The sequence below is a fragment of the Paenibacillus sp. PastF-3 genome (assembly GCF_029893135.1).
Lineage (GTDB): Bacteria > Bacillota > Bacilli > Paenibacillales > Paenibacillaceae > Paenibacillus_AQ > Paenibacillus_AQ nitricinens.
The window spans coordinates 60,626-81,820 of the sequence record NZ_JARXWM010000002.1; the positions used below are offsets into that span (position 1 = coordinate 60,626).

16 protein-coding genes and 1 other annotated feature are annotated in these 21,195 nt (G+C 41.6%); of the genes, 7 read left to right on the forward strand and 9 right to left on the reverse strand.

Features of this window, described 5'->3' with window-relative positions; genetic code table 11:
- The first annotated feature begins 99 nt into the window (after window positions 1-99).
- The 5 genes from M2444_RS04215 (at window position 100) to paiA (ending at window position 4,975) form a co-directional block, all read left to right on the forward strand.
- Window positions 100-1,419, forward strand: a complete 1,320-nt coding sequence (locus M2444_RS04215) for an ABC transporter substrate-binding protein (protein WP_280786385.1) — start codon at window positions 100-102, stop codon at window positions 1,417-1,419.
- A 68-nt stretch (window positions 1,420-1,487) separates the two neighbouring features.
- Window positions 1,488-2,375 carry a carbohydrate ABC transporter permease gene (locus tag M2444_RS04220; RefSeq protein WP_280786386.1) on the forward strand — a complete coding sequence of 296 codons (888 nt, stop codon included), beginning with the start codon at window positions 1,488-1,490 and terminating at the stop codon, window positions 2,373-2,375.
- A 2-nt stretch (window positions 2,376-2,377) separates the two neighbouring features.
- Window positions 2,378-3,208 carry a carbohydrate ABC transporter permease gene (locus M2444_RS04225; RefSeq protein WP_094870251.1) on the forward strand — a complete coding sequence of 277 codons (831 nt, stop codon included), beginning with the start codon at window positions 2,378-2,380 and terminating at the stop codon, window positions 3,206-3,208.
- Between the two features lie 763 nt (window positions 3,209-3,971).
- Window positions 3,972-4,424: a MarR family winged helix-turn-helix transcriptional regulator gene (locus tag M2444_RS04230; protein WP_280786387.1), complete on the forward strand. Its 453-nt coding sequence runs from the start codon at window positions 3,972-3,974 to the stop codon at window positions 4,422-4,424.
- Window positions 4,425-4,456: 32 nt separating this feature from the next.
- Window positions 4,457-4,975: a spermidine/spermine N(1)-acetyltransferase gene (gene paiA, locus M2444_RS04235; protein ID WP_280786388.1), complete on the forward strand. Its 519-nt coding sequence runs from the start codon at window positions 4,457-4,459 to the stop codon at window positions 4,973-4,975.
- A 115-nt stretch (window positions 4,976-5,090) separates the two neighbouring features.
- Here the strand turns inward: paiA and M2444_RS04240 are convergent, their stop codons facing one another.
- Together M2444_RS04240 and M2444_RS04245 are read right to left on the reverse strand one after the other, a co-directional pair.
- Window positions 5,091-6,698 (reverse strand): S-layer homology domain-containing protein, encoded by a 1,608-nt coding sequence (locus M2444_RS04240; RefSeq protein ID WP_280786389.1) that lies wholly within the window; start codon window positions 6,696-6,698, stop codon window positions 5,091-5,093.
- A 93-nt stretch (window positions 6,699-6,791) separates the two neighbouring features.
- Complete coding sequence (locus tag M2444_RS04245) at window positions 6,792-8,228, reverse strand: MDR family MFS transporter (RefSeq protein ID WP_280786390.1); 1,437 nt, start codon at window positions 8,226-8,228, stop codon at window positions 6,792-6,794.
- Between the two features lie 260 nt (window positions 8,229-8,488).
- Between M2444_RS04245 and M2444_RS04250 the strand changes: the two genes are divergently transcribed.
- Window positions 8,489-9,160 carry a TetR/AcrR family transcriptional regulator gene (locus M2444_RS04250; RefSeq protein WP_094870257.1) on the forward strand — a complete coding sequence of 224 codons (672 nt, stop codon included), beginning with the start codon at window positions 8,489-8,491 and terminating at the stop codon, window positions 9,158-9,160.
- 60 nt (window positions 9,161-9,220) lie between these two features.
- Here the strand turns inward: M2444_RS04250 and M2444_RS04255 are convergent, their stop codons facing one another.
- From M2444_RS04255 to M2444_RS04275, 5 genes are all read right to left on the reverse strand, one after another.
- The gene (locus M2444_RS04255; protein WP_094870258.1) at window positions 9,221-10,822 is read right to left on the reverse strand and encodes an ABC transporter permease; all 1,602 of its coding nucleotides are present in this window, start codon (window positions 10,820-10,822) and stop codon (window positions 9,221-9,223) included.
- Window positions 10,815-11,528 carry an ABC transporter ATP-binding protein gene (locus M2444_RS04260; RefSeq protein ID WP_094870259.1) on the reverse strand — a complete coding sequence of 238 codons (714 nt, stop codon included), beginning with the start codon at window positions 11,526-11,528 and terminating at the stop codon, window positions 10,815-10,817. Before M2444_RS04260 ends, M2444_RS04255 begins: the two co-directional genes overlap by 8 nt.
- Before the next feature lie 205 nt (window positions 11,529-11,733).
- A complete protein-coding gene (locus M2444_RS04265) occupies window positions 11,734-12,513 on the reverse strand; it encodes a sporulation protein (RefSeq protein WP_280786391.1) in 780 nt (259 codons plus the stop codon).
- Window positions 12,514-12,666: 153 nt separating this feature from the next.
- Window positions 12,667-14,406: an ABC transporter ATP-binding protein gene (locus tag M2444_RS04270; protein ID WP_280786392.1), complete on the reverse strand. Its 1,740-nt coding sequence runs from the start codon at window positions 14,404-14,406 to the stop codon at window positions 12,667-12,669.
- The gene (locus M2444_RS04275) at window positions 14,403-16,145 is read right to left on the reverse strand and encodes an ABC transporter ATP-binding protein (protein ID WP_094870302.1); all 1,743 of its coding nucleotides are present in this window, start codon (window positions 16,143-16,145) and stop codon (window positions 14,403-14,405) included. Before M2444_RS04275 ends, M2444_RS04270 begins: the two co-directional genes overlap by 4 nt.
- Window positions 16,146-16,295: 150 nt before the next feature.
- Between M2444_RS04275 and M2444_RS04280 the strand changes: the two genes are divergently transcribed.
- Complete coding sequence (locus M2444_RS04280; protein ID WP_094870262.1) at window positions 16,296-17,165, forward strand: LysR family transcriptional regulator; 870 nt, start codon at window positions 16,296-16,298, stop codon at window positions 17,163-17,165.
- Window positions 17,166-17,174: 9 nt separating this feature from the next.
- Here the strand turns inward: M2444_RS04280 and metG are convergent, their stop codons facing one another.
- Both metG and htpG read right to left on the reverse strand, forming a co-directional pair.
- Window positions 17,175-18,821: a methionine--tRNA ligase gene (metG, locus tag M2444_RS04285; protein WP_280786393.1), complete on the reverse strand. Its 1,647-nt coding sequence runs from the start codon at window positions 18,819-18,821 to the stop codon at window positions 17,175-17,177.
- A gap of 44 nt (window positions 18,822-18,865) precedes the next feature.
- Window positions 18,866-19,127: a binding site (T-box leader), on the reverse strand.
- Between the two features lie 137 nt (window positions 19,128-19,264).
- Entirely contained in the window at window positions 19,265-21,145 is a 1,881-nt protein-coding gene (gene htpG / locus M2444_RS04290) for a molecular chaperone HtpG (RefSeq protein ID WP_094877317.1), read from the reverse strand.
- Between the last annotated feature and the right edge of the window lie 50 nt (window positions 21,146-21,195).

Here is a 21,195-nt window from a genome sequence, read left to right on the forward strand (position 1 = left end):
TAGATTTCGAAAAAATCTGTTATTTCGATGGAAATGGCATTTACATTACAATGAAATCTATACCGAAAAACTTATTTTCTAAATTTGGGAGGTCTTTGGATGAAGAGAACGTGGTTAGTTCCCACTACCGCTTTACTCACCTTGTCAATTCTATTTACAGGCTGCAGTTCGAACAGTACGAACAACAGTAGCGCTAAGGAAAGCGCAACACCAAATAATACAAAGACACTGGAAGAATCAAAGGCTCCAGAAGCGGTAAAGAAAGTAAAGGTCAGATTATCGTATTGGAACAAAGAAGACAGTGTAAAGGCACTTCTGCAATTATTCAAAGATAAACTTCCCGATATAGATGTGGAGTATCAGTTCATCGATAACAAGACTTACGTAGATGTCATCAAGACACAGCTAGCAGCAGGCGAAGGTCCTGACATTATTGGTGGAGTAATCGACGCAAATACCGTCAAGACAGGGTATTTCGAAGATTTAACAGAACGTTATGCCAGCAAGTATTATGAAACCGGTACGTCCACCGCAACATTTGATAATAAACTGTACGGGTTGCCGCAAGCTAGTTGGTTTAACGGGGTTTACTATAATGTTGATCTATTTGCCAAATATGACCTGAAAATACCAACAACACTTGATGAGTACTTCCAAGTAGCAGACGTGCTGAAGAAAAATGGAATTAAACCCCAAGCGATTGGTCTAAAGAATCCTAACGTAGCAGGCCAGTCCTTCCTTGGTTTGGCCCTCAATGATTTTATCGGCACAGCAGAAGGAAAACAATGGAACGATGATTTTGGTAAAGGAAACTCAAAAATGGTCGATGCGCTGGAGCCTGCTTTGACGACATGGACCGAATACTTGAAACACGGTGTCTTCACCAAGGATATGCTTGGACTTGAAGAAGAACAAGCGATTGACGAATTTACAAGCGGCAAGGCGGCGATGTTCCAAGCAGGACCTTGGTATATGGAAACTTTTAAGCAAAAGGCACCTGACATGAAGATTGATATGTTCCCGAACCTGGGTACAAAAGGCGGCCCGGGTTGGATGGTCGGTGGTCCTGGGGTATCATTTGGTTTGAATGCGAAGTCCAAAGTCAAGGATGCAGTATACAAGGTGCTTGACCTGTTATCCACACCAGAGGGTCAGAATGCTTACTGGGTTGATAATAAAGGAGGTTCCTCTTTTTTGAAAGGGGTTACTTTTGAAATGCCGGCAGAGTACAACGGTGCTCAAGAAGCTTTCAAGGCGGGTAATGTCATGTACCCTGTTAATAATTGGGGCGTTGCTGGTCCTGCTTTCTCAGATTTAGGAAAAGGTATTCAAGAAATCATAGCAGGTACTAAAACGCCCCGCCAAGTGTTAGAAGCGGTAGACAAGAAAGCAGTTGAACTACTGGAGAAATCTAAATAGGTCGTATAAATTACAAGGGGCAAAGCGCTTTGCCCCTTGTACATCCTATAAGCTAAAGGTTGTTGCGCATGAACAAACCAAACTTTTTTAAACGAGAAATCAATTATGTTCTGCTTCTGCTTCCTGCCTTACTTATTTATTGTACCTTTTTCATATTTCCGACGATAAAAACTGCTTTATACAGCTTTACAAATTGGTCGGATGTGCATCCAGTTGTTGTGAAATTTGTTGGTATAGACAATTATATCGCTCTATTTAAAGATTCAATCTATTTGACAGGTATTAAAAATACTTTAATCTATGCAGTACTCGCTATGCTCGGACAGAATTTGCTAGCCATTCCATTAGCGGTCTTTCTCAATAAAAGATTAAAAACAAAAAATCTGCTGCGGGCTGCTTTCTTCCTTCCTACGGTGTTCAGCGTATTAGTTATCGGTTTTCTTTGGAATTTTATGTACTCACCCTCCGACTTCGGCTTGATTAATCAACTTGTAGTTGCTCTTGGCTTTGAACGCATCAATTTTCTCGGAGACCCGCATCTTGCACTCTATTCGGTCATCATCGCCTCCGTATGGCAGTGGGTTGGTTACACGATGGTTATTTATTTGGCCAACTTGCAGAGCATCTCCACAGATTATTATGAAGCGGCGAAGATCGACAGAGCGAGCGGGCTGCAAATGTTCCGCTATATCACGCTACCTCTACTGCTTCCAGCGATCACTTTCAATACGGTTATGGGGATGATAAACGGCATGAAGGTATTTGATATTGTTTATGCCTTGACTGGCGGTGGCCCAGGGTATTCAACGGAAACAATCGTATCACTCATGATCAAGAAAGGGCTCAGTGAAGGTTTCTATAGTTACGGAGCCGCATTCGGTATCGTCTTCGTTATCCTCGTTGGCTTCATCACCTTTATTCACTTTACTCTAATCAAAATGTGGGAGCGGCGGTAATCATGAACCGATATACAAAAGGAACTGCCGTCACGGAAATTCTCTTGCTCGTCTTAGGTGCAATTTTTTTGATCCCTATTTACTATTTGATCATTACGACTTTTAAGACCCCGGCTGATGCGGTCTCTCATCCAATGGGTCTTCCAGTTAACATCACGTTCGTCAACTACGTTCGCGCTTTTAAGGCAATGAACTACATTCATGTGTTAGGAAACAATCTTATCATTACGATTTCCTCGGTTTCGGGTATTGTTATGTTTTCCGCGATGGCTGCATACAGCTTGGTACGACGCACGAGCCATTTCAATCGGATCGTGTTCCTTTTATTCATGGTTGGGATGATGGTACCGTATCAAATGGGGATCTTGGCACTTTATAAACAGGTAGCCCAGCTCGGGCTTATGAATTCTCACACGGGTGTTATACTTATTGAAATTTGTTACAACCTCCCGTTCTCTATCTTTTTAATTAAAAGCTTTATCGGCTCTGCCGTTCCATTTGAACTGGAAGAAGCGGCAAGGGTAGACGGCTGTGGGGTTTGGAGAACATTCTTGCAGATTGTGTTCCCGCTGCTTATGCCGGTAATTGCCACTGTAGCGATTTTGAATACGCTTGGTGTGTGGAATGATTTCATGACGCCGTTGTTGTTCTTGCAATCCCGTTCAAAGGGCGTATTACTCCTAGAAGTATTCCGCAATATTGGGCAATTCTCGACCGACTGGACGAATTTTTTTCCGATGATGCTCTTAGCGGTCGCTCCACTCATCCTGTTCTATATTTTCATGCAAAAATATATCATTAACGGCATCACTTCCGGCTCACTAAAAGGATAAGAGCTTAAAGACATACCATTGGCAACTTAAATTGGTCTTCTGTAGACGGCCTTCTTGAGCCGGTATCGTGACTCGCAAATTTCGCCGTCACTTATGGTTCGCTTCTCCGCACTTTCTCTAAGGGCAAGTTGTAAGGCCATTCCTATACCCGTTTAATGAAGCAGCGAAATATGCGGCATCAAACTAATAACGTGCAGCCCCTGAAATGTGCGCAATCAAATTCGCGATAATCACCCTTCGGTCCACTTCTAATCCCCTTGTATTTAATAAGTAGATGGTCAATCAAAATGTAGGACATTTATCATTTTCGTGACGTAACAACAAGCCCCCTATTCGAGGGGGCATTTTCTTTTTCAGGAGAGATTTAAGAATGAGGATCATCAAGGCACAGCTGGACTTTGACATCCTGCTCCGCGCTGGAGTACTACCGGAGGCACTCCTCCCTATGCTATAACCTATGGGAACATTGTTTCACAAAACTCACCTTAATTAATGAAATACGAAATGCAGACTTTGGCCAGAACGAGTTGTTTGCTGATGTAGCTGGAAAACCATTCAATAACGAGGGGACTACCATTTACGCGGTAATACCAAATAGTGAAATACCATGGGCTAGTTTTATATATTTCTAATACTATAGAAGTCATGCTTCACTTTACTCACAATGATTTTATTTTTTTTATTGCAAATGCAACAAAAATGAGATAAGTTAATACATATTATTTATTGCATTTACAACAAAATACGCCTTAAGGAGTTATTTATGAAGGAAATCCTACGTGAAATTGGAATGATAGCTAGGGCATTAGATTCAATAAGCAATATAGAATTTGCAGAACATGACCTTACAAAAGGGCAATATTTGTACCTTGTTCGAATATGTGAAAACCCAGGAATAATTCAAGAAAAGTTAGCTGAGATGATAAAAGTAGATCGAACAACAGCTTCACGTGCAATTAAGAAATTAGAAATGAATGGATTTATTGAAAAGAAAGAAGACAATCAAAATAAAAAAATAAAAAAACTATTTCCTACAGACAAAGGGGAGACTTTGTACCCTTACATAAAAAGGGAAAACGATCATTCCAATAAGGTCGCATTATCTGGATTCTCTGAGAGTGAAGTAGAACATATATTTATCTTGCTTCAGAGAGTCAGAAAAAATGTAGAAAAAGACTGGGAGTTAGTCAAAAAAGGAAACAAAAGAGAGTATTGATTATTGACTTAGTAAACGGAGGACAAATAAAAATGACCATAAATATAAAAAGGTGTACGTTTGAAGATTTAGAGTTACTTCAAGAAATTAGTGTTGAAACATTTAACGATACATTTCAGAATCAAAACTCACCTGCAATTATGAAAGCTTACTTAGATCATGCTTTTAATTTAAAACAATTAGAAAAAGAATTATTAAATAATTGTTCAGAATTCTATTTTATTTTTTTGAATAAGGAAGTTGCAGGGTATTTAAAGCTAAACTTTAATGATGCCCAATCAGAACAAATGGGTAATGATTCGCTTGAAATCGAGAGGATTTATATCAGGGGGAAATTTCATAAACGTGGACTAGGTAAATACCTGATAAATAAGGCTTTAGACATAGCAAAAGATCAGAATAAAGAAAAGGTTTGGTTAGGCGTTTGGGAAAAAAATGAGAATGCAATTAAATTCTATGAAAAAATGAACTTCGTTCAAACAGGGACTCACTCTTTCTATATGGGTAATGAAGAACAAATAGATTTTATAATGACTAAAACACAGATTTAAAGTGTATCTGTTGGGTGCCGAGCTTTCACTCTAACACGCGGTCGTGGTGCTGTGATAACCAAATACAAAGACTGAATGCCCTAGCAAGATAGCTATATGCATCCAGTCTTTCTTTTTAAAACGTATAATCGTAAAATTTCACTGCATTACTTACGCTAGACCATATATCTGCGCTTTCTCCACCTATATACCAATAAGCAATTCCGGCTAGATTGTTCTTAACGCTTAAGTCGTATTTTGCTATGAATGAACGGCCATCCTCAATCCAGATCGTGTGCTTTATGGACTGCTTCGAATAGTTGGCCACATATTGTCCTAAAGTCTCATTCCATACGGGTTTCATTCCATAGCTACTAATAATCTGATTTTGCTCCGGAAGCGAGATATACTTTGAAGATGAAACCGTACCATTCGGATTCAATGTCCAGTCACGATTATATAAAGGCAGTGCCAATATAACCTTATGGCTGGGTACGTCCTTTAGTACAGTATCCACTGCATGTTGATCAAAAGGAATAGAAGCATTGGGCCCTGGAAGTTTACTCCCGTCATAATGTTCGTCATAACCCATCATCACCATATAGTTCACTTGCTTACCTAGTGCAGCGTAGTCAAAAGCATCTGTCCAATCTGTTCCAAGATCGGGAGAGACGTCTATCGACAGCGTCGCGTTAAGAGCATGCATTTTCTCAGCTAATAATGTAATGAACGAGGTCAAATACTCACGATCGTCAGGGGCTACATTTTCAAAATCAATGTTTAGTCCATCTAATCTATATTTGCTCACTAAAGCTACTAATTGATTTACTGCCGTATTCCTTGTGGCTGCACTCGACAACATTTGATGGGTCGCTTCTTGATCCGATCGATTGCCTACCATCGCCCATATTTTCTTATTATTCTTCTTTGCCCATGTGATCAGCGAAGCATCCGTTGAATCCGTTACTGCGCCTGTACTTCCTACATAATACCACCGTGGTGATAAGGTGTTAACGTTGGATTTCAGAACCGTATTTTCGTATTGTGCCGTCGTCTGCCCATATTGCCAGCCTATAACGATGCGATCCTCGGGCTCATCTTCAAGTTCTGCTGCCCAACTCTCATTTTGCAGCACTCGGTCCATGAGGACGGCCGTTTCCTGTCTAGTAATAGGATCAGAGGGCCGGAAATTCTTGCGATTATCCCCCTTCATTAAACCCAGATCATTTACAGTAGCAACAGCTGATCTTGCCCAGCTAGCAATTTCATTTCGATCATTGAACGAAGTTAGAGCAGAAGTATGGTTTGTTTGCTTTAAAGCTTTGGCCATCCATACAGCCGCTTCCTGCCTGGTAACTGCTTTTGCTGGCGCGAAAGTAGTTGCCGAAGTTCCGTTAGCCAGCTCAAGCTGAACAGCTGCCTGTATCCAGCCGTAATACCAAGCGCTCTTCGCTACGTCGGTATATGGAGAGACTGGACTAACTGTGGGACTTAGCTGTAGCAGACGGTCTAGAACCGTGATGAATTCCGCTCTAGTAATTGATTGAGTAGGTGAAAAGCTTGTCGCCGTTGTGCCGGTTAATATGTTGCGGTGATACAATTCTATGATTTCATTTTTAGCATAACTAGTATCTATATCCTTAAAAGGTGCCTCATCATCAGCCGATATATGTTGAATAAATACTCCAGCTACGAGCACAAAAGCAAGTGTCGTTATAGCAAGTCTAGCTAATATTCTTTTCACGGGCTAGAGATTCCCCCTTGGTTATCAATCTTCGAATTATACCAAGGATAGATGCTATAAACATTGCTAAAATATTGGTAGCGTGTGAAAAGATCAGTTTTTCTGTTTACGAAGGAAAAGACTGATTACCATACCACAAAGTGCCAAAGCCATTGAAATTAGAAACGTATCATGAAATCCTGCGACCATCGCTTGAACATCAACAGCACCTATATTCGTTTGACTCTTATGAGAAGCAATATTGGATGTCAATAATCCAGACATTATTGCAACGGCAAAGGAACCAATAATTTGTTGAGCGGATGCTGTGAGTGGGGTTACACGGCTAATCAAATCTTTTGGGGCTGCCTTAAGTACATGTGTACCGAGCTGCATAGTAGATAATCCTTGACCTAATCCCATAATGGCGAGATAGCTGATCATAACATATACATTTGTATCATTTTGCAAGCGTGTTAAAAGAAAGAGTCCGGTTGATAACAGCACAAGACCAGAGAATACAGGAAGGCGAGCGCCGTATTTATCGAATAATTTTCCACCGATGATCATGCCGACAAAGGATATTATCGCTTGGGGAATGACCATCAATCCAGATTCGAAAGAAGAAAAACCTCTGACCAGTTGCAAAAATAGAGGGATTAACAGAATCGAGCCAAATAAGGCGAATTGATTAATCCAGGTCAGAATCATACCTTTACTAAATTCAAACGAACGGAAAGAACGAAGCTCCAATAACGGTTCTCTTTGGCGCAGCTCCACAAAAATAAACAGAGTAAGCGTAATGATGGCGAACATAAGAGTAATAAGCGTATATTTGTCACCCCATCCGTCTACTCCCCCTCTGTGAACCCCGAACACCAAGCTAGAGAACGCTAGCGGAGATAAAATCACACCCCAAATATCCAGATTGACCTTTTTCCCTTTCTCTGTAACCGGAAGAAACTTAATGCCAACGATCATCGCAATAACACCAATCGGAACATTAATAAGGAAAATCCAGTGCCAGCTTGCGTATTCCAACAGCCATCCTGACAGTACAGGGCCCAGCACAGGCGCAATCAACATCGGTAGTCCGAGCAAGCCCATAATAGACCCTCTTTTATCAGGAGGTGCAATTTTGAAAGACATTGCCATGCCGATTGGAGCAATCATCCCTCCTCCTAACCCCTGTATTACGCGAAAAATAATCAGCTCTGTCGGTGACTTTGCCAGTGAGCATAATACGGAACCCATTGTAAACAATACAATTGAAGCTAAAAAGACTCTTTTAGCCGTAAATTTATCCGAAAACCAACCGGCTAATGGGATAACTACAGATAACGCTAGGGTATAACCAGTAATCGCCCACTGAATGGTCTTTAAGCTGGTTGCAAAGGTTTTTTCAAGTTGTGGAATAGCTACGTTCATAATAGTACTGTCGAGCATAACTAATAACATCCCTGTTATTAGTGCCAGAATTACTGGGAGTATTGCCTTTATGGAGAATTCTTTTGTGACTGGCTGGGATATTTTCACTTCTGGATTCATCATGTTCTATACACATCCTCTTAGATTTTTTCAACAAAATTTCTATCAGGAACTTCCTCACTAATCCGCCCCGCCTTTTAACTAACACTGTAAGATTAATATAGCACCGGAATAATAGACTGTAAACAGAAATATCTAACGGTGTAAGATTATCATCTGATCGCTTCAACTGTTCAAATGTGACGCATATTAATCTAACGCTGGTAGACCAACCCTCGTAGATGGATTAAGATAAAGGAAGATAGGAACAGGAGGTCATTTCGATGAGAATCAAAAATCTACAAATCACCGAACAAGATATAATTAAAGCTTCTTGGGAGCTGTTAGATAATGTCGGTATAGAGGCTTTCAGTATGAGGAAATTAGCAGAACTACTAAATATACAAGCTGCATCACTTTATTGGCATTTTAAGAGCAAACAGAGTATTTTTCAGACACTTGCCAATGAAGTAGCAAAAGAAACCCTACAATCTGCCTCTCTCGAAGGGGAATGGAATGATCAATTGTTTCATTTTGCGGACCAAATTCGAGGTGTTTTACATAAATATCCTTGTTCCGCTCAGCTCTTGATGAGAACATTACCTTCGGAACCAGACTATCTAGCTTTGCTGAATACGTTGCTACAGATTGTGGAGCCGCTGCCTTTAACCGACAGTGATAAGTTCTCTATAATCTCAAGCGTGTTAAACTATGTGATCTCTTTCGAATTGGACAAGTATGAACAGGATCGAATTGACGTAGCCATGAAAAATGGAGTCCTCGGGGATGCTAGAGAGGTATTTAAACAATCCCTTGAGCGCTTAAACGGAGAGGGTCCTAATGTTATAAAGCGGATGTACGAGAACAATATCTTCAATGAAATAGGCTCTGACAAGATGTTTCACACAGGTCTGAAAATATTAGTGCGGGGTATAGAACAGTTGGCCAATGCGTAGCAAGAAATGCAGTAAGGGCATCCCAGTAGCCAATTCCGGCTTTTGGAATGCCCTTACTCTTTAAAGAGCCCGAAATAAAAGCTCCCCTTTTGACTTAATATATCGATACATCGCTCCACACACCACTAATATCAACATTCCAAGACCTAACAAAACGAGATTACTATTCAGATCGGCTAGAAGAAGACTCAAACCGAAAGGAATCAGTAAGCTTATAAACCCTATCAATAACGCCACTAAGACGGATGCGCTTTGTTTGACTACCGATACTTCATTTGTCCACTCCAGTTTAGGTAACTTCAAGTTAACGAGCACACCTATCATTGCAGTAAGGCAAGCATATAAGACGGGAATAACCAGTAATAACAAGCTTTCCATCCATCCGGTACCTAGAGATATCATGAGGAGCACACTACTGACAACTACAATCGGCACGGTAATCGTAAGATTCACTGCGATTTTACTTAGCAATATCGTTAATGTCGGCACAGGTGCGCTTTTTAAAATCCAAATATTATTACCTTCGAGCGATATGGAACTGGATGTCGTACAGCTTAAAGTTACAAAAACGGAAACAAACAGTGGAGCCAGCCGATTCAGATAATTTGAAAGCTCTGGTATCTCAACGAGTTGTCCTAGTTGCTCTGCACTAACGAACAGTAAAGCGATCGCCAATACAAGTAACATAACCATTCCTATACTCGTGTTGAGTACATATATAGAAGAACTAAAATAGCGACGCAGCTCTTTTTTATACAATGTGTAAAGCGGTGAGGATACTGTAAGTGATTTCATTTGATATTTATTGTTTGAAAAAGAAGTCGTAAGACCTGTGTGTATCGCTTTATATTTACTGCCAAGTACCATGGTAAACAGCATAAAAGAAATCAGCGAAATCGCAATAAACAGTACTAAGGAATCCATTTGAAACGAGCAAACCGCATTTACATACATAAGCGTCAAAGGATACAAATTGTATATTTGATCAGCGATTTGAGCGCTCATATCCGCAAGTAATTGTGGATTATTACCATTTATTTGACCTGAACCAACAATTAAAGCAATAATTACAACAAAAGTTAGGATGAGAGTTATTATACGACTTCCTTTAAATCTTGAGGAAACCCAGCTGATCAGAGCACCTATAATCGTTGCAGCAATGATCGGCACTAATGGAATAAATAACAGCGTAATCAAAAAATACAAATAATATAGAACGCCGGGATTCAGCTTTATTGCATAAACAATGCCTGCAGGTACCATCACCATCAAAGAGAAGAATAGGTTTAACACATAAAGCTGAGCCACCCGACTTGCTACAATATGACTCGTTTTGATTGGCAGCGACATTACGAGATCGTAGTCTTTGGAGCCGAATAATACACCACTTGCCTTATAAATCGTTGTAAAAAATCCGATTAAGCAAGTAACTGCCATCATTATCGCAAGCAGCAGCTCTGGCCGGCCAATCTGTTCAAGGGTCTCTGCTATCATATAGCTATAACCAAATGAAACCAGAGCCATCATGACAACTCCAATTAGGATCCCGATGCTCAGCCAAAGCATTTTGCGTCTTTTTTTCACATCATGTGTATGCAAGGCCTTATTTAACCCAAAGGAAGAAATCAGCTGAATCTTCGTCAATCTCCAGATATTAATCATGCTTAATCAACTCCAAAAATACATCTTCAAGGCTACTGTCACCCTTCACCTCTTCTGTCTTGCCGTGGGTGATCAACTCACCCGCTTTAATAATGGCAATCTTATTGCAAAGCTTCTCGGCCACATCCAGTACATGCGTCGAAAAAAAGATCGCACTGCCCTGACTGCAAATCTCCGTCATGGTTTTTTTTAGCGTGTGTGCCGCTTTTGGATCAAGTCCCACAAAGGGCTCATCCAGCACTAATAACTTCGGTTTATGTATTAGTGCTGAGATGATCGCGAGCTTCTGTTTCATTCCATGAGAATACGAGGAGATTAAATCCCCCAAATGAGATGTAATTTCAAATTCATCACCATATTTCTTAATCAACAACTCCCGATCTGCTTTCGATACACTAAAAAGATCACCAATAAAATTCAAGTATTGAATGCCTGTCAGATGATCGTATAGATCTGGATTATCTGGAATATACGCAGTAATCGCTTTGCAGGCTAAAGGATCTTTTTTGATAGAATATCCACCAATTTCGATGTCCCCCTCCTCAAAATCAAGAACACCTACCACTGCCCGAATTGTCGTTGTTTTCCCCGCACCGTTATGACCAATAAAGCCATAAATATCGCCTTTCTCAACCACTAAATTCAAGTCATTTACTGCCTTCTTACCACCCTTGTAGCTCTTGGTAAAATGTTTTATTGTCAGCATTTGAGCACTCCCTTTCCGTTCATGTACGTATTAGTAACTTTCATCATGTAATCAATGCCTACCGTTTCATACGTTGTTAGGATAGTTTTACTATAGTACGTTTATCTTGTCCATTTAGTTCATACCTTCATATAAATAAATTTTTCTTTATAAAAAACGAAAAAGAGGGGTTCTCCCCTCTCTTATATAATCCTATTCCATTCGTTTATACGTACTTATGGATCGTTGCGAGCAGTTGATCAGCTACATAGTCAACTCCGTAAGCAAGTTGATTGTGATCGAAGCGTATTTTCATAAAACTCTCATCTGTATCAAGCGCATCGGCGAACAACCCAGCTAAACCACGTGCCTTGCGATCAATCTGCAGAAGTAATTCAATGCCATCCTCATTTGGAAAGAAAATGATTTCTAATTCGTCTAGTTGGTTCCGGAACTGTGAGGGGGGAACGAATTCAAATTCTTGAACAAAATCTAAGCCATTGATCCTGCCATAGCGCGGTGAATATTCACAATTCACTTCACGAATACGGAACCCGAGCTGATTCATCGCATCCAAAATAATAGCACAATATGGATGAGGGCCTACTTGAAGATAATCCTGATCCTTCGGATCAATTGCCTCTTTAATATCAAGTCCGGTTTGAATCCAAACCGGCGATCTACCTAATGTCACTGGCGTTATCGCCGGAAGCTGGAATGAGACGGGAAATTCATAGACCTGCTCAGCATCTACTTTGAATTTACTTGCTAACAGGAATTTGGATATCGTCGCTTCCACTTCCATCTTCTTATCATTCAGCTCTTTCAAATAACGCGTCTTAACGAATGCGTAGACGTCATCGACCTCCTGATCCACTCGCCCGCCTTGAATTTGGACGGTACCACTGATCGTATCACCTGCGTTCACGAAATCTTGATGGAGTATGAGATCTACCTTAGCCGCTCCAATTCCGGCGCTCGCGAGCATTCGTTTAAACATTGACATTGTAATGAATTCCCTCCCTAATATTTGCATATTTAAGGATACGAAGGGAACCATCTCCGGTTTCATTTTAGAACAGTATATACCGTGTTACTAACAACAAAAAAGCATCCGCACCCAAAATTGGGGTCCGAATGCTTCTTTTAATCATAAAGTCTACGCTGTCGCGAACTGACTATTATATAATCGTGCGTAATATCCGCCGCTGGCTAGGAGCCCCTCATGCGTACCACTCTCCACAATATCTCCATCCTTCATGAAAAGAATGAGATCCGACTCCCGAATCGTTGACAATCGGTGGGCAATCACAAAGCTGGTCCGACCAGCGATCATAGTCAGAAAAGCTTTCTGAATTCGTACCTCAGTCAATGTATCAATACTGCTTGTAGCCTCATCTAAAATAAGCATAGGCGGATCTACAAGCATTACTCGTGCAATGGTAAGCAGCTGCTTCTGTCCTTGGGAGAGATTATCCCCTGAGCCACTGACCTTCGTATCATACCCTTCAGGCAGACGTTTAATAAAGCTATGCGCATTAGCCGCTTTAGCAGCAGCGATGACTTCTTCCTCTGTAGCCCCAGGTTTTCCATAAGCAATATTATCTCTGATCGTGCCCCCAAAGAGCCAAGTATCCTGCAGCACCATCCCAAAATTACGTCGCAGGCTGTCACGGGTAATTGTCTTAATATCCACACCATCTATCTTGATGGACCCACGGTCCACATCGTAGAAACGCATGAGCAGGTTTACCAGCGTTGTCTTCCCCGCTCCAGTCTGACCTACAATCGCAACTCGGGTACCGGGCTTTACTTCTAGACTGAAATCGTTAATCAAGGGACGTTCTGGATGATAAGAAAAGGATACTTTTTCGAAGGTAATGGTTCCTTGACTTGTGCTCATGATTTTGGCGTCCTTAGAATCAGCAGGTTCTGGCGTTAGATCGAGAATGGCGAAGATCCGCTGTGCAGAGGCAGTTGCCGATTGAAGCTGTGTAATCACACCAGTTATTTCATTAAAAGGCTTAGCGAACAAGTTGGAGAAGATCAAGAAACTGGATAGATCCCCTACCGTGAAATGACCCTGAATTACCATAACACTACCGATCATAGCTATGACTGAGAACGTAACGTTATTTACTAGCCGCGTCGTCGGATTAGATAAGGAGCCATAAAATTGTGACTTCACACCGGTCTGGTATAACGTCTCGTTTTGATCTTCAAACTGAGACATTGCACGTTCTTCATAATGATAAGCCGTGACTACTTTTTGCCCGCCGATCATTTCCTCCACATAGCCATTGAGACCACCGAGAATCTTGGCCTGCTCTTTAAACATCTTTTGAGATCGTATCGTAATAAATCTGGCCACAAAAAAGGTAGCGGGGGCTGACAAAAGAACTACTAAGGTCATCAGAGGACTGATGTACATCATAAGCACAATTGCCCCAACAATGGTGATGATCCCTGTAAGCAGCGTGGAGAAGCCTTGCAGCAGTCCATCAGAGACAGCATCCATATCATTAACAAAACGGCTGATACTGTCGCCTTGCGGGTGGTTGTCGTGAAATTTTAAAGGCAACACATTTAATTTATCAAAAAGCTCCCGCCGTAAGTCATATACAGTCCGGTAGGCGATTCGATTTGTCAGATAGGTAAGGAGCCATCCAAAAAAACTGCCGACAATATATACCGCTGCCAGAATCAAAAGCAGTCTAAGTACGGCGTCAAAATCCACTTCTCCCGGTCCGATCATAAAATCAATGGCTTTACCGATAAGAAGTGGTCCGATTAAACTAGCAATCACACTAAGTAATGCGCATATAACCGCCCCAATAGCTATTTTTCTATAATGTCCTGTATATACAATTAGTCTCTTCCAAATGTTGTTTTTGTTCATTGGCCCGACTCCTCACTCGATAGCTGGGACAGGCAGATTTCTTTGTACACTTCGCAACCACGCATCAGTTCCTCATGGGTTCCGACGCCGGCAATCCGCCCTTCCTCAAATACCATGATTTTATCCGCTTGCCTTACAGTGCTCACCCTCTGCGAGACAACTAGTAGGGTCATTTGCTGACTGCTCTCTTTGAGCGCTTTACGTAGAGCCGCATCAGTAGCGAAATCCAGCGCACTGGAGGAGTCATCCAGGATAAGAATCGACGGCTTACCCACCACTGCACGAGCTATGGTTAAGCGCTGCTTTTGCCCCCCGGATAAATTAAGTCCACCACGTGATACCTGCGTATTCAATCCTTCAGGCAATTTACGAATAAACTCTTCCGCCTGAGCAACAGAGGCTGCTTGCATGATTTCTTCCTCGTTTGCGTTTTCCTTCCCCCAACGAATATTCTCAGCGATTGTTCCAGTAAATAACACTGCTTTTTGCGGCACAATCCCTATTTTCTCACGAAGCTGATGCAGCTTATACTCTCTGACATTCACTCCATCCACTTTAACTTCACCTTGCACTGCATCATAAAAACGTGGAATCAAGTTCACAAAAGTAGATTTACCAGAACCCGTACTGCCAATCAGCCCCACAGTTTCTCCGCGGTTAATGACTACCGAAATATCCTCTAATGCCAATTCTCCTGTTGTATTATAACCAAACGATACATGATCGAATGATATGGCAGGAGCGGTATAATCAGGTTCAGGTTCAGTCATCACGACATTCCCTTCCTCGGACACGGATGCTTTGACACTCAGCACTTCATTCACACGATTGGCAGAGGATGAGGCTTTTGTAAAAATAATGACCAAGTTGGAGACCACAATAAGCGCCAGTAAGATTTGAGTGACGTAATTGATAAAGGCAATGATCTCACCTTGAGACAATCGCCCTCCATCAATGTGAATTCCACCTACCCATAAAATAGCTATGATCGCCGCGTTTACTACAAGTGTCGTCATAGGTCCAAGTAAAGCGGAAATCCGCGAGACCCGGATCGCTGTAGTGGTTAAATCCTCAGATGAAGCATCAAAACGTTCTTTTTCCGTACGTCTCTTTGCAAAAGCACGAATGACTCGAATCCCCGACAAATTCTCACTAAGAACGAGCGCAAGGGCATCCAGCTTCTGCTGGTATTTTCGATACAAAGGCGCACTTCGAGTGATGATAAAATACAAAATAATACCAAAAATCGGCGTTGCCGCTATTAAAATCAGCGATAATCTGAAATCCAAAATCATGGACATTATGATTGCCCCGATACAGATAAACGGCGCACGAATAACCAGGCGAATCAGCATAGCGACTGCAATCTGCAGCTGGTTTACGTCATTGGTAATCCGGTTAATTAGCGTAGGCGTGCCGAACGTATCCAGCTCAGCGTACGATAAAGATGTAATATGTTTGAACAGTTTATTACGAAGTGTCGTGCCGAATCCCTGAGATGCTCGTGCTGCATAGTATTGGCACACCATGGAGCAACCGAAACCAAGCAGTGACATCAGAACCATTAGGCCACCCATGCGGTAAACATAGGCGCTGTCATGATTACCAACCCCGTTGTTGATGATCAATGCGACAATGGTAGGCAAAATCAGCTCCAGAATCGCTTCCATCAGTTTGAAGATTGGACCGATGATCGCTTCTTTTTTGTACGGCTTTAAATATACTGCAATTTTGAACAAATTCATCCACACCCAACCTAAGAAGTATTTAACCACTTGAAATATGTATAAGAACAGTTATGATTATGGCATATCTACTCATATATTAATAATATTGGATTCGTATCGCTCCCATACGATTAACATATCTCAAGTTCGGAGGATTCTTTTATGGATATTAGACAACTTAAATATTTTATGGCGATAGCTGAGGAAGGACAGATTACATCCGCGGCCAGAAAGCTGCAAATGGCCCAGCCTCCGCTGAGCCAGCAGCTAAAACTCCTGGAGGAAGAACTCGGTGTAAAGCTAGTGGAACGAGGTCCACGCAGCGTGCAGCTCACTGAAGCTGGAGCCATTTTGCGGGACCGTGCCCAACAAATTCTGGAGCTGGCAGATTCCACTGCCCGTGAGCTCACTGATTTTGTCAAAGGTTTAAAAGGAACCCTAGCCATTGGTACAGTTTCTTCCTCTGGAGCTACGTTGCTTCAAGATCGGCTATGTGAGTTCCACAAAACGTATCAAGGTGTGAAGTTTGAGATTCATGAAGGAAATACCTTTAGAATCATTGACCTCTTGAGTAAAGGTATTGTCGAAGTCGGGATTGTTAGGACACCCTTTAATGCTACAAATTTAGAATGTCTTTACACACAGGCTGAGCCTATGATTGCCGTAATGACGCCAGAGTATGACTGGAAAACAGATGAAAACTTCGTTGAGATCGGTGAATTAAAAGATAAGCCGCTCATTATCTACCGCCGTTTTGAGCAGCTTATCCGGGAAACCTGTCTTGAGAATGGTTTTGATCCGCTGATTTTCTGTATGAATGATGATGCGCGAACAACACTGCTCTGGGCAAACGCTGGTCTTGGCATCGGAATCATTCCCAAATCCGCTTTCGAATTAACGAGTAATCGGAATTTGATCTATAAAGAAATCAGTAGTGAATCACTACGCACGCGGGTCGCCGCCGTCTGGATCAAGGATAAATACTTATCATCACTAGCTTCTAAGTTTATTGAAAGCTTTAAGAATGGTTAAGAATCTTCGCTATTTATTCACTTGTTGTTGAACTAGTCTATCCTCTTCTTCTTTAATACGACTAATATCAATTCGTTCAAACAACAATTGTAAATCAGTAATCTGTTGGTAAGGGGGCACCGAGCAAGGCTGCCAATTCGGTAGTTCTAACGACAGGAACCCCCTGATCTTGTCACATGAGAACGGCAGAAACGGATGCAGCAAATTCGCTAGGTTCGCAATAATTTGCACACATGTGTATATTGCAGAATCACAAGAAACCTGATCCTCTTTTATCTGTATCCATGGTTTTTGCAGATCGAAATACTGGTTTGCCTTGCGCACGTAAGAAAAAATATACTCCAGCGCATCTTTTATATTCCCAGCCTCAATAAGCCGCCCTGATTCCAGATACAAGAGGTCAATGTTGTCCCTCCACCCCTTATCCAATTGCCCATTCGGCACTTTCCCTTCATAAAACTTATCTACAAAAGCCAATGAACGATTTACAAAGTTACCAAATGCTCCAAGCAGCTCTCCATTATGGCTATAAATAAACTCTCTCCAGGAAAAATCCGTGTCCCGCTTCTCGGGTCCATTGGCAATTAAGAAATAACGAATAGAATCTGGCTGATACCGCTCTAAAATATCAGGTACCCAGACCGCCCAATTTCGGCTAGTGGAGAACTTCTGCCCTTCAAGGGTTAAATATTCGCTAGATATAATCCTGTCCGGTAAATGCAAACCTCCTGCTCCTAATAACACAGCCGGCCATATTAAGGTGTGAAAAGGAATATTGTCTTTACCATGGACATAATAAGCGGTAATCTTCCCTTTATTCTCTAACCAAAAATCCTCCCAGCTTCCTCCGGACTGCGCAGCCCACTGCTTACTGGCTGATAGATAACCACTTACCGCCTCAATCCAAACATAAATTTTTTTATCTTCAAATCCAGCCACAGGGACATCTACACCCCAAGACAAGTCTCTTGTTACCGCGCGGTCCTGCAGCTCTTCTTGTAAATAACGTTTGGTCAGTTTAATAGCGTTTTCTCTCCAAAATTGTGCTTCCTCTACATATTCCGTTAATTCAGACTGAAAATTAGATAAGCTAAGATAATAATGTTCTGTAGGCCGTTCTGTTGGCGTACTCCCACATAATTTGCAGACTCTCTCTAACAAATCGGCAGGATCTAGAATCGTAGAACAATAATCACATTGATCCCCTCGTGCTCGCTGGCCACATACCGGACAAGTCCCTTCTACATATCTATCTGGCAAAAAGCGCTGATCTACCTCGCAGTAACATTGCGCAATGGTTTTATTATATAAATGACCATTCTCTAGCAGCTTTGTAAACAACTCTTGCACGACCTTATGATGCTGCGGTTGATCCGTTCGAGTATATAGATCATAACTAAATCCCAGCTGTTCAAAACACTTCAGAAACTCTTCATGATATCTGCTCGCAAAGGCTCCGGGCGTAATTCCTTCATTCGCAGCCTGAACCGCTACGGGTGTGCCATGGCAATCACTGCCTGATACATATAATACGTTATCCCCTTTGGAGCGAAAATATCGTGCCAGCACATCCCCAGGCAACACACTTGATAATCTCCCAAGATGTAAAGATCCATTCGCATACGGCCAAGCACCACCTATAAACACATTACTCATTAACCTTCTCCTCCTTTTTTTAGACAACAAAAAAACTCCCGTCCACAAAGGACGAGAGTTCTACTCACGTGTTACCACCTAATTTTATAAATGCCTCATGACATTTACCTCTTCAGGTACGACGTTAATTAACGTTTATACCCTAGCACTGTAACGGATGCAGGTTCCGGCGCAGCCTACAACCCATAAGGTTTCGATGCGCAGCTCTGAGACCATATTCCCAAGGGTTTTCTTTACTCCTTTTCAGCGACCGGAGCTCTCTGTTGAAAGAATTGCCGTGGTACTCTTTCTCTTCTTTGCTTTTACATATTCAAGTTACTGGAAATAATACTTAATTTATCGAGTAATGTCAATGCATAAGCTCAAACATAATGAATTCGCCATAATTCCCATGAAAAAGACCACCCAATCATAATACAATTGGATGGTCCCTGTACTTTATATTATTTCATGATTTTACAAATATCATTGGTGAATTGAACAGGATCACTAACTTGCAATCCTTCGATCAACAGGGCTTGGTTGTACAGCAAGTTCGTGTATAAACCGAGCTTCTCTTTATCGTTCTCAGCTGCCGCTTTCAAGGACTGGAATACTTCGTGATGAATGTTGATTTCGAGTACCTTGTCCGCTTGAACCTCTTGCCCATTCGGCATCGATTTCAGGATTTTTTCCATCTCGATCGTCAGTTCACCTTCTGCAGAGAGGCATACCGGATGCGTCTTCAAACGTTTGGAAGCTTTAACATTCTTCACTTTGCCGGACAGGATGTCCTTCATCGCTTCAAAAAGCTCCTTGTTTTCGTTCTCTTCCGCTTCCGTTGGCTTGTCCGCTTCGTCAGCTTCGATTCCCAGATCACCACTGGATACGGATTTAAATTCTTTTTCCTTATACGACTGGATCATCTTGATCGCAAATTCATCAATATCATCAGTGAAGTAGAGAATTTCATACCCTTTATCCGATACCAGCTCGGTTTGTGGGAGCTTTTCGATTCTGTCGATCGACTCTCCGGATGCATAATAGATGTACTTCTGATCTTCTGGCATTCTTGATACATATTCGTCCAGTGTTACCAGCTTCTTCTCCTTGGAGGAGTAGAACATCAGTAAGTCTTGAAGTGTATCTTTGTGCATTCCATAATCATTGTACACACCGAATTTAAGCTGTCTGCCAAAAGCATTATAGAACTGCTCATATTTCTCTCTTTCATCCTTCAGCAAGCTTTGCAGTTGGCTCTTCACTTTATTCTTAATATTCTTAGCGATCAAGGTCAGCTGACGGTCATGCTGGAGCATCTCTCTGGAGATGTTCAGCGAAAGATCCTCTGAATCTACCATACCTTTTACAAAGCTAAAATAGTCAGGCAGCAGATCTGCACATTTGTTCATGATCAATACACCGTTGGAATAAAGCTCAAGACCTTTTTCATATTCCTTTGTGTAATAATCAAAAGGTGTATTTTCTGGGATGAACAGGATTGCATTATATACTACAGCACCATCGGCACTGATATGAATATGTTTAAGCGGTTTGTCGAAGCCGTAACGTTTCTCTGCATAGAAGTTATCGTAATCTTCTGTGGTCAGCTCGCTTTTGTTCTTCCGCCAGATTGGTACCATGCTGTTTACGGTTTGTTCTTGAACAACTTCCTCAAACTCGTTTTCTGTGCCTACTTTTGGCTTTTGCTCCTTCACGTCCATCTTAATTGGGAAACGGATGAAGTCGGAGTATTTTTTAATGATGGATTTCAGGCGATATTCTTCCAGATATTCATCATATTGATCTTCTTCGGTATTCTCTTTAATCTTCAAAATAACATCAGTACCCACAGAATCCTTCTCGACAGACTCCAGAGTATAGCCGTCAGCGCCCTTAGACTCCCATTTAAAGGCCTCGTCGCTGCCTAGTGCCTTACTGATCACTGTAACGTCATCTGCCACCATAAACGCAGCGTAGAAGCCAACACCGAACTGTCCGATGATATTATGACCATCTTTAGCTTCATTCTCTTTTTTAAAAGCAAGCGATCCGCTCTTCGCGATCGTTCCTAAGTTATTCTCCAGTTCCTCTTGAGTCATCCCGATCCCTGTATCGGAAATCGTCAAGGTTCTGTTCGCCTTATCAGCACTCACTTTAATATAGTAATCCTCTTTGTTGAAGACCAGGCCTTCATCAGCTAATGCTCTGTAATAGATCTTATCAATCGCATCACTTGCATTGGAAATCAACTCGCGCAGGAAAATTTCTCGTTGGGTATAAATGGAGTTAATCATCATTTCCAGCAATCTTTTCGATTCGGCTTTAAACTCTTTTTTGGCCATGAATAAATAAATCTCCTTTCAAAATAACCTTCTTGTACAACACTCTATGA

Excerpts from the sequence above, each read along its gene's own strand:
- paiA (WP_280786388.1), top strand. The coding sequence starts at position 4,457 with ATGACCATAAATATAAAAAGGTGTACGTTTGAAGATTTAGAGTTACTT.
- M2444_RS04220 (WP_280786386.1), top strand. The coding sequence starts at position 1,488 with ATGAACAAACCAAACTTTTTTAAACGAGAAATCAATTATGTTCTGCTT.
- M2444_RS04245 (WP_280786390.1), bottom strand. The coding sequence starts at position 8,228 with ATGATGAATCCAGAAGTGAAAATATCCCAGCCAGTCACAAAAGAATTC.
- htpG (WP_094877317.1), bottom strand. The coding sequence starts at position 21,145 with ATGGCCAAAAAAGAGTTTAAAGCCGAATCGAAAAGATTGCTGGAAATG.
- metG (WP_280786393.1), bottom strand. The coding sequence starts at position 18,821 with ATGAGTAATGTGTTTATAGGTGGTGCTTGGCCGTATGCGAATGGATCT.
- M2444_RS04265 (WP_280786391.1), bottom strand. The coding sequence starts at position 12,513 with ATGTCAATGTTTAAACGAATGCTCGCGAGCGCCGGAATTGGAGCGGCT.
- M2444_RS04225 (WP_094870251.1), top strand. The coding sequence starts at position 2,378 with ATGAACCGATATACAAAAGGAACTGCCGTCACGGAAATTCTCTTGCTC.
- M2444_RS04215 (WP_280786385.1), top strand. The coding sequence starts at position 100 with ATGAAGAGAACGTGGTTAGTTCCCACTACCGCTTTACTCACCTTGTCA.
- M2444_RS04255 (WP_094870258.1), bottom strand. The coding sequence starts at position 10,822 with ATGATTAATATCTGGAGATTGACGAAGATTCAGCTGATTTCTTCCTTT.
- M2444_RS04250 (WP_094870257.1), top strand. The coding sequence starts at position 8,489 with ATGAGAATCAAAAATCTACAAATCACCGAACAAGATATAATTAAAGCT.
- M2444_RS04230 (WP_280786387.1), top strand. The coding sequence starts at position 3,972 with ATGAAGGAAATCCTACGTGAAATTGGAATGATAGCTAGGGCATTAGAT.
- M2444_RS04270 (WP_280786392.1), bottom strand. The coding sequence starts at position 14,406 with ATGAACAAAAACAACATTTGGAAGAGACTAATTGTATATACAGGACAT.
- M2444_RS04280 (WP_094870262.1), top strand. The coding sequence starts at position 16,296 with ATGGATATTAGACAACTTAAATATTTTATGGCGATAGCTGAGGAAGGA.
- M2444_RS04260 (WP_094870259.1), bottom strand. The coding sequence starts at position 11,528 with ATGCTGACAATAAAACATTTTACCAAGAGCTACAAGGGTGGTAAGAAG.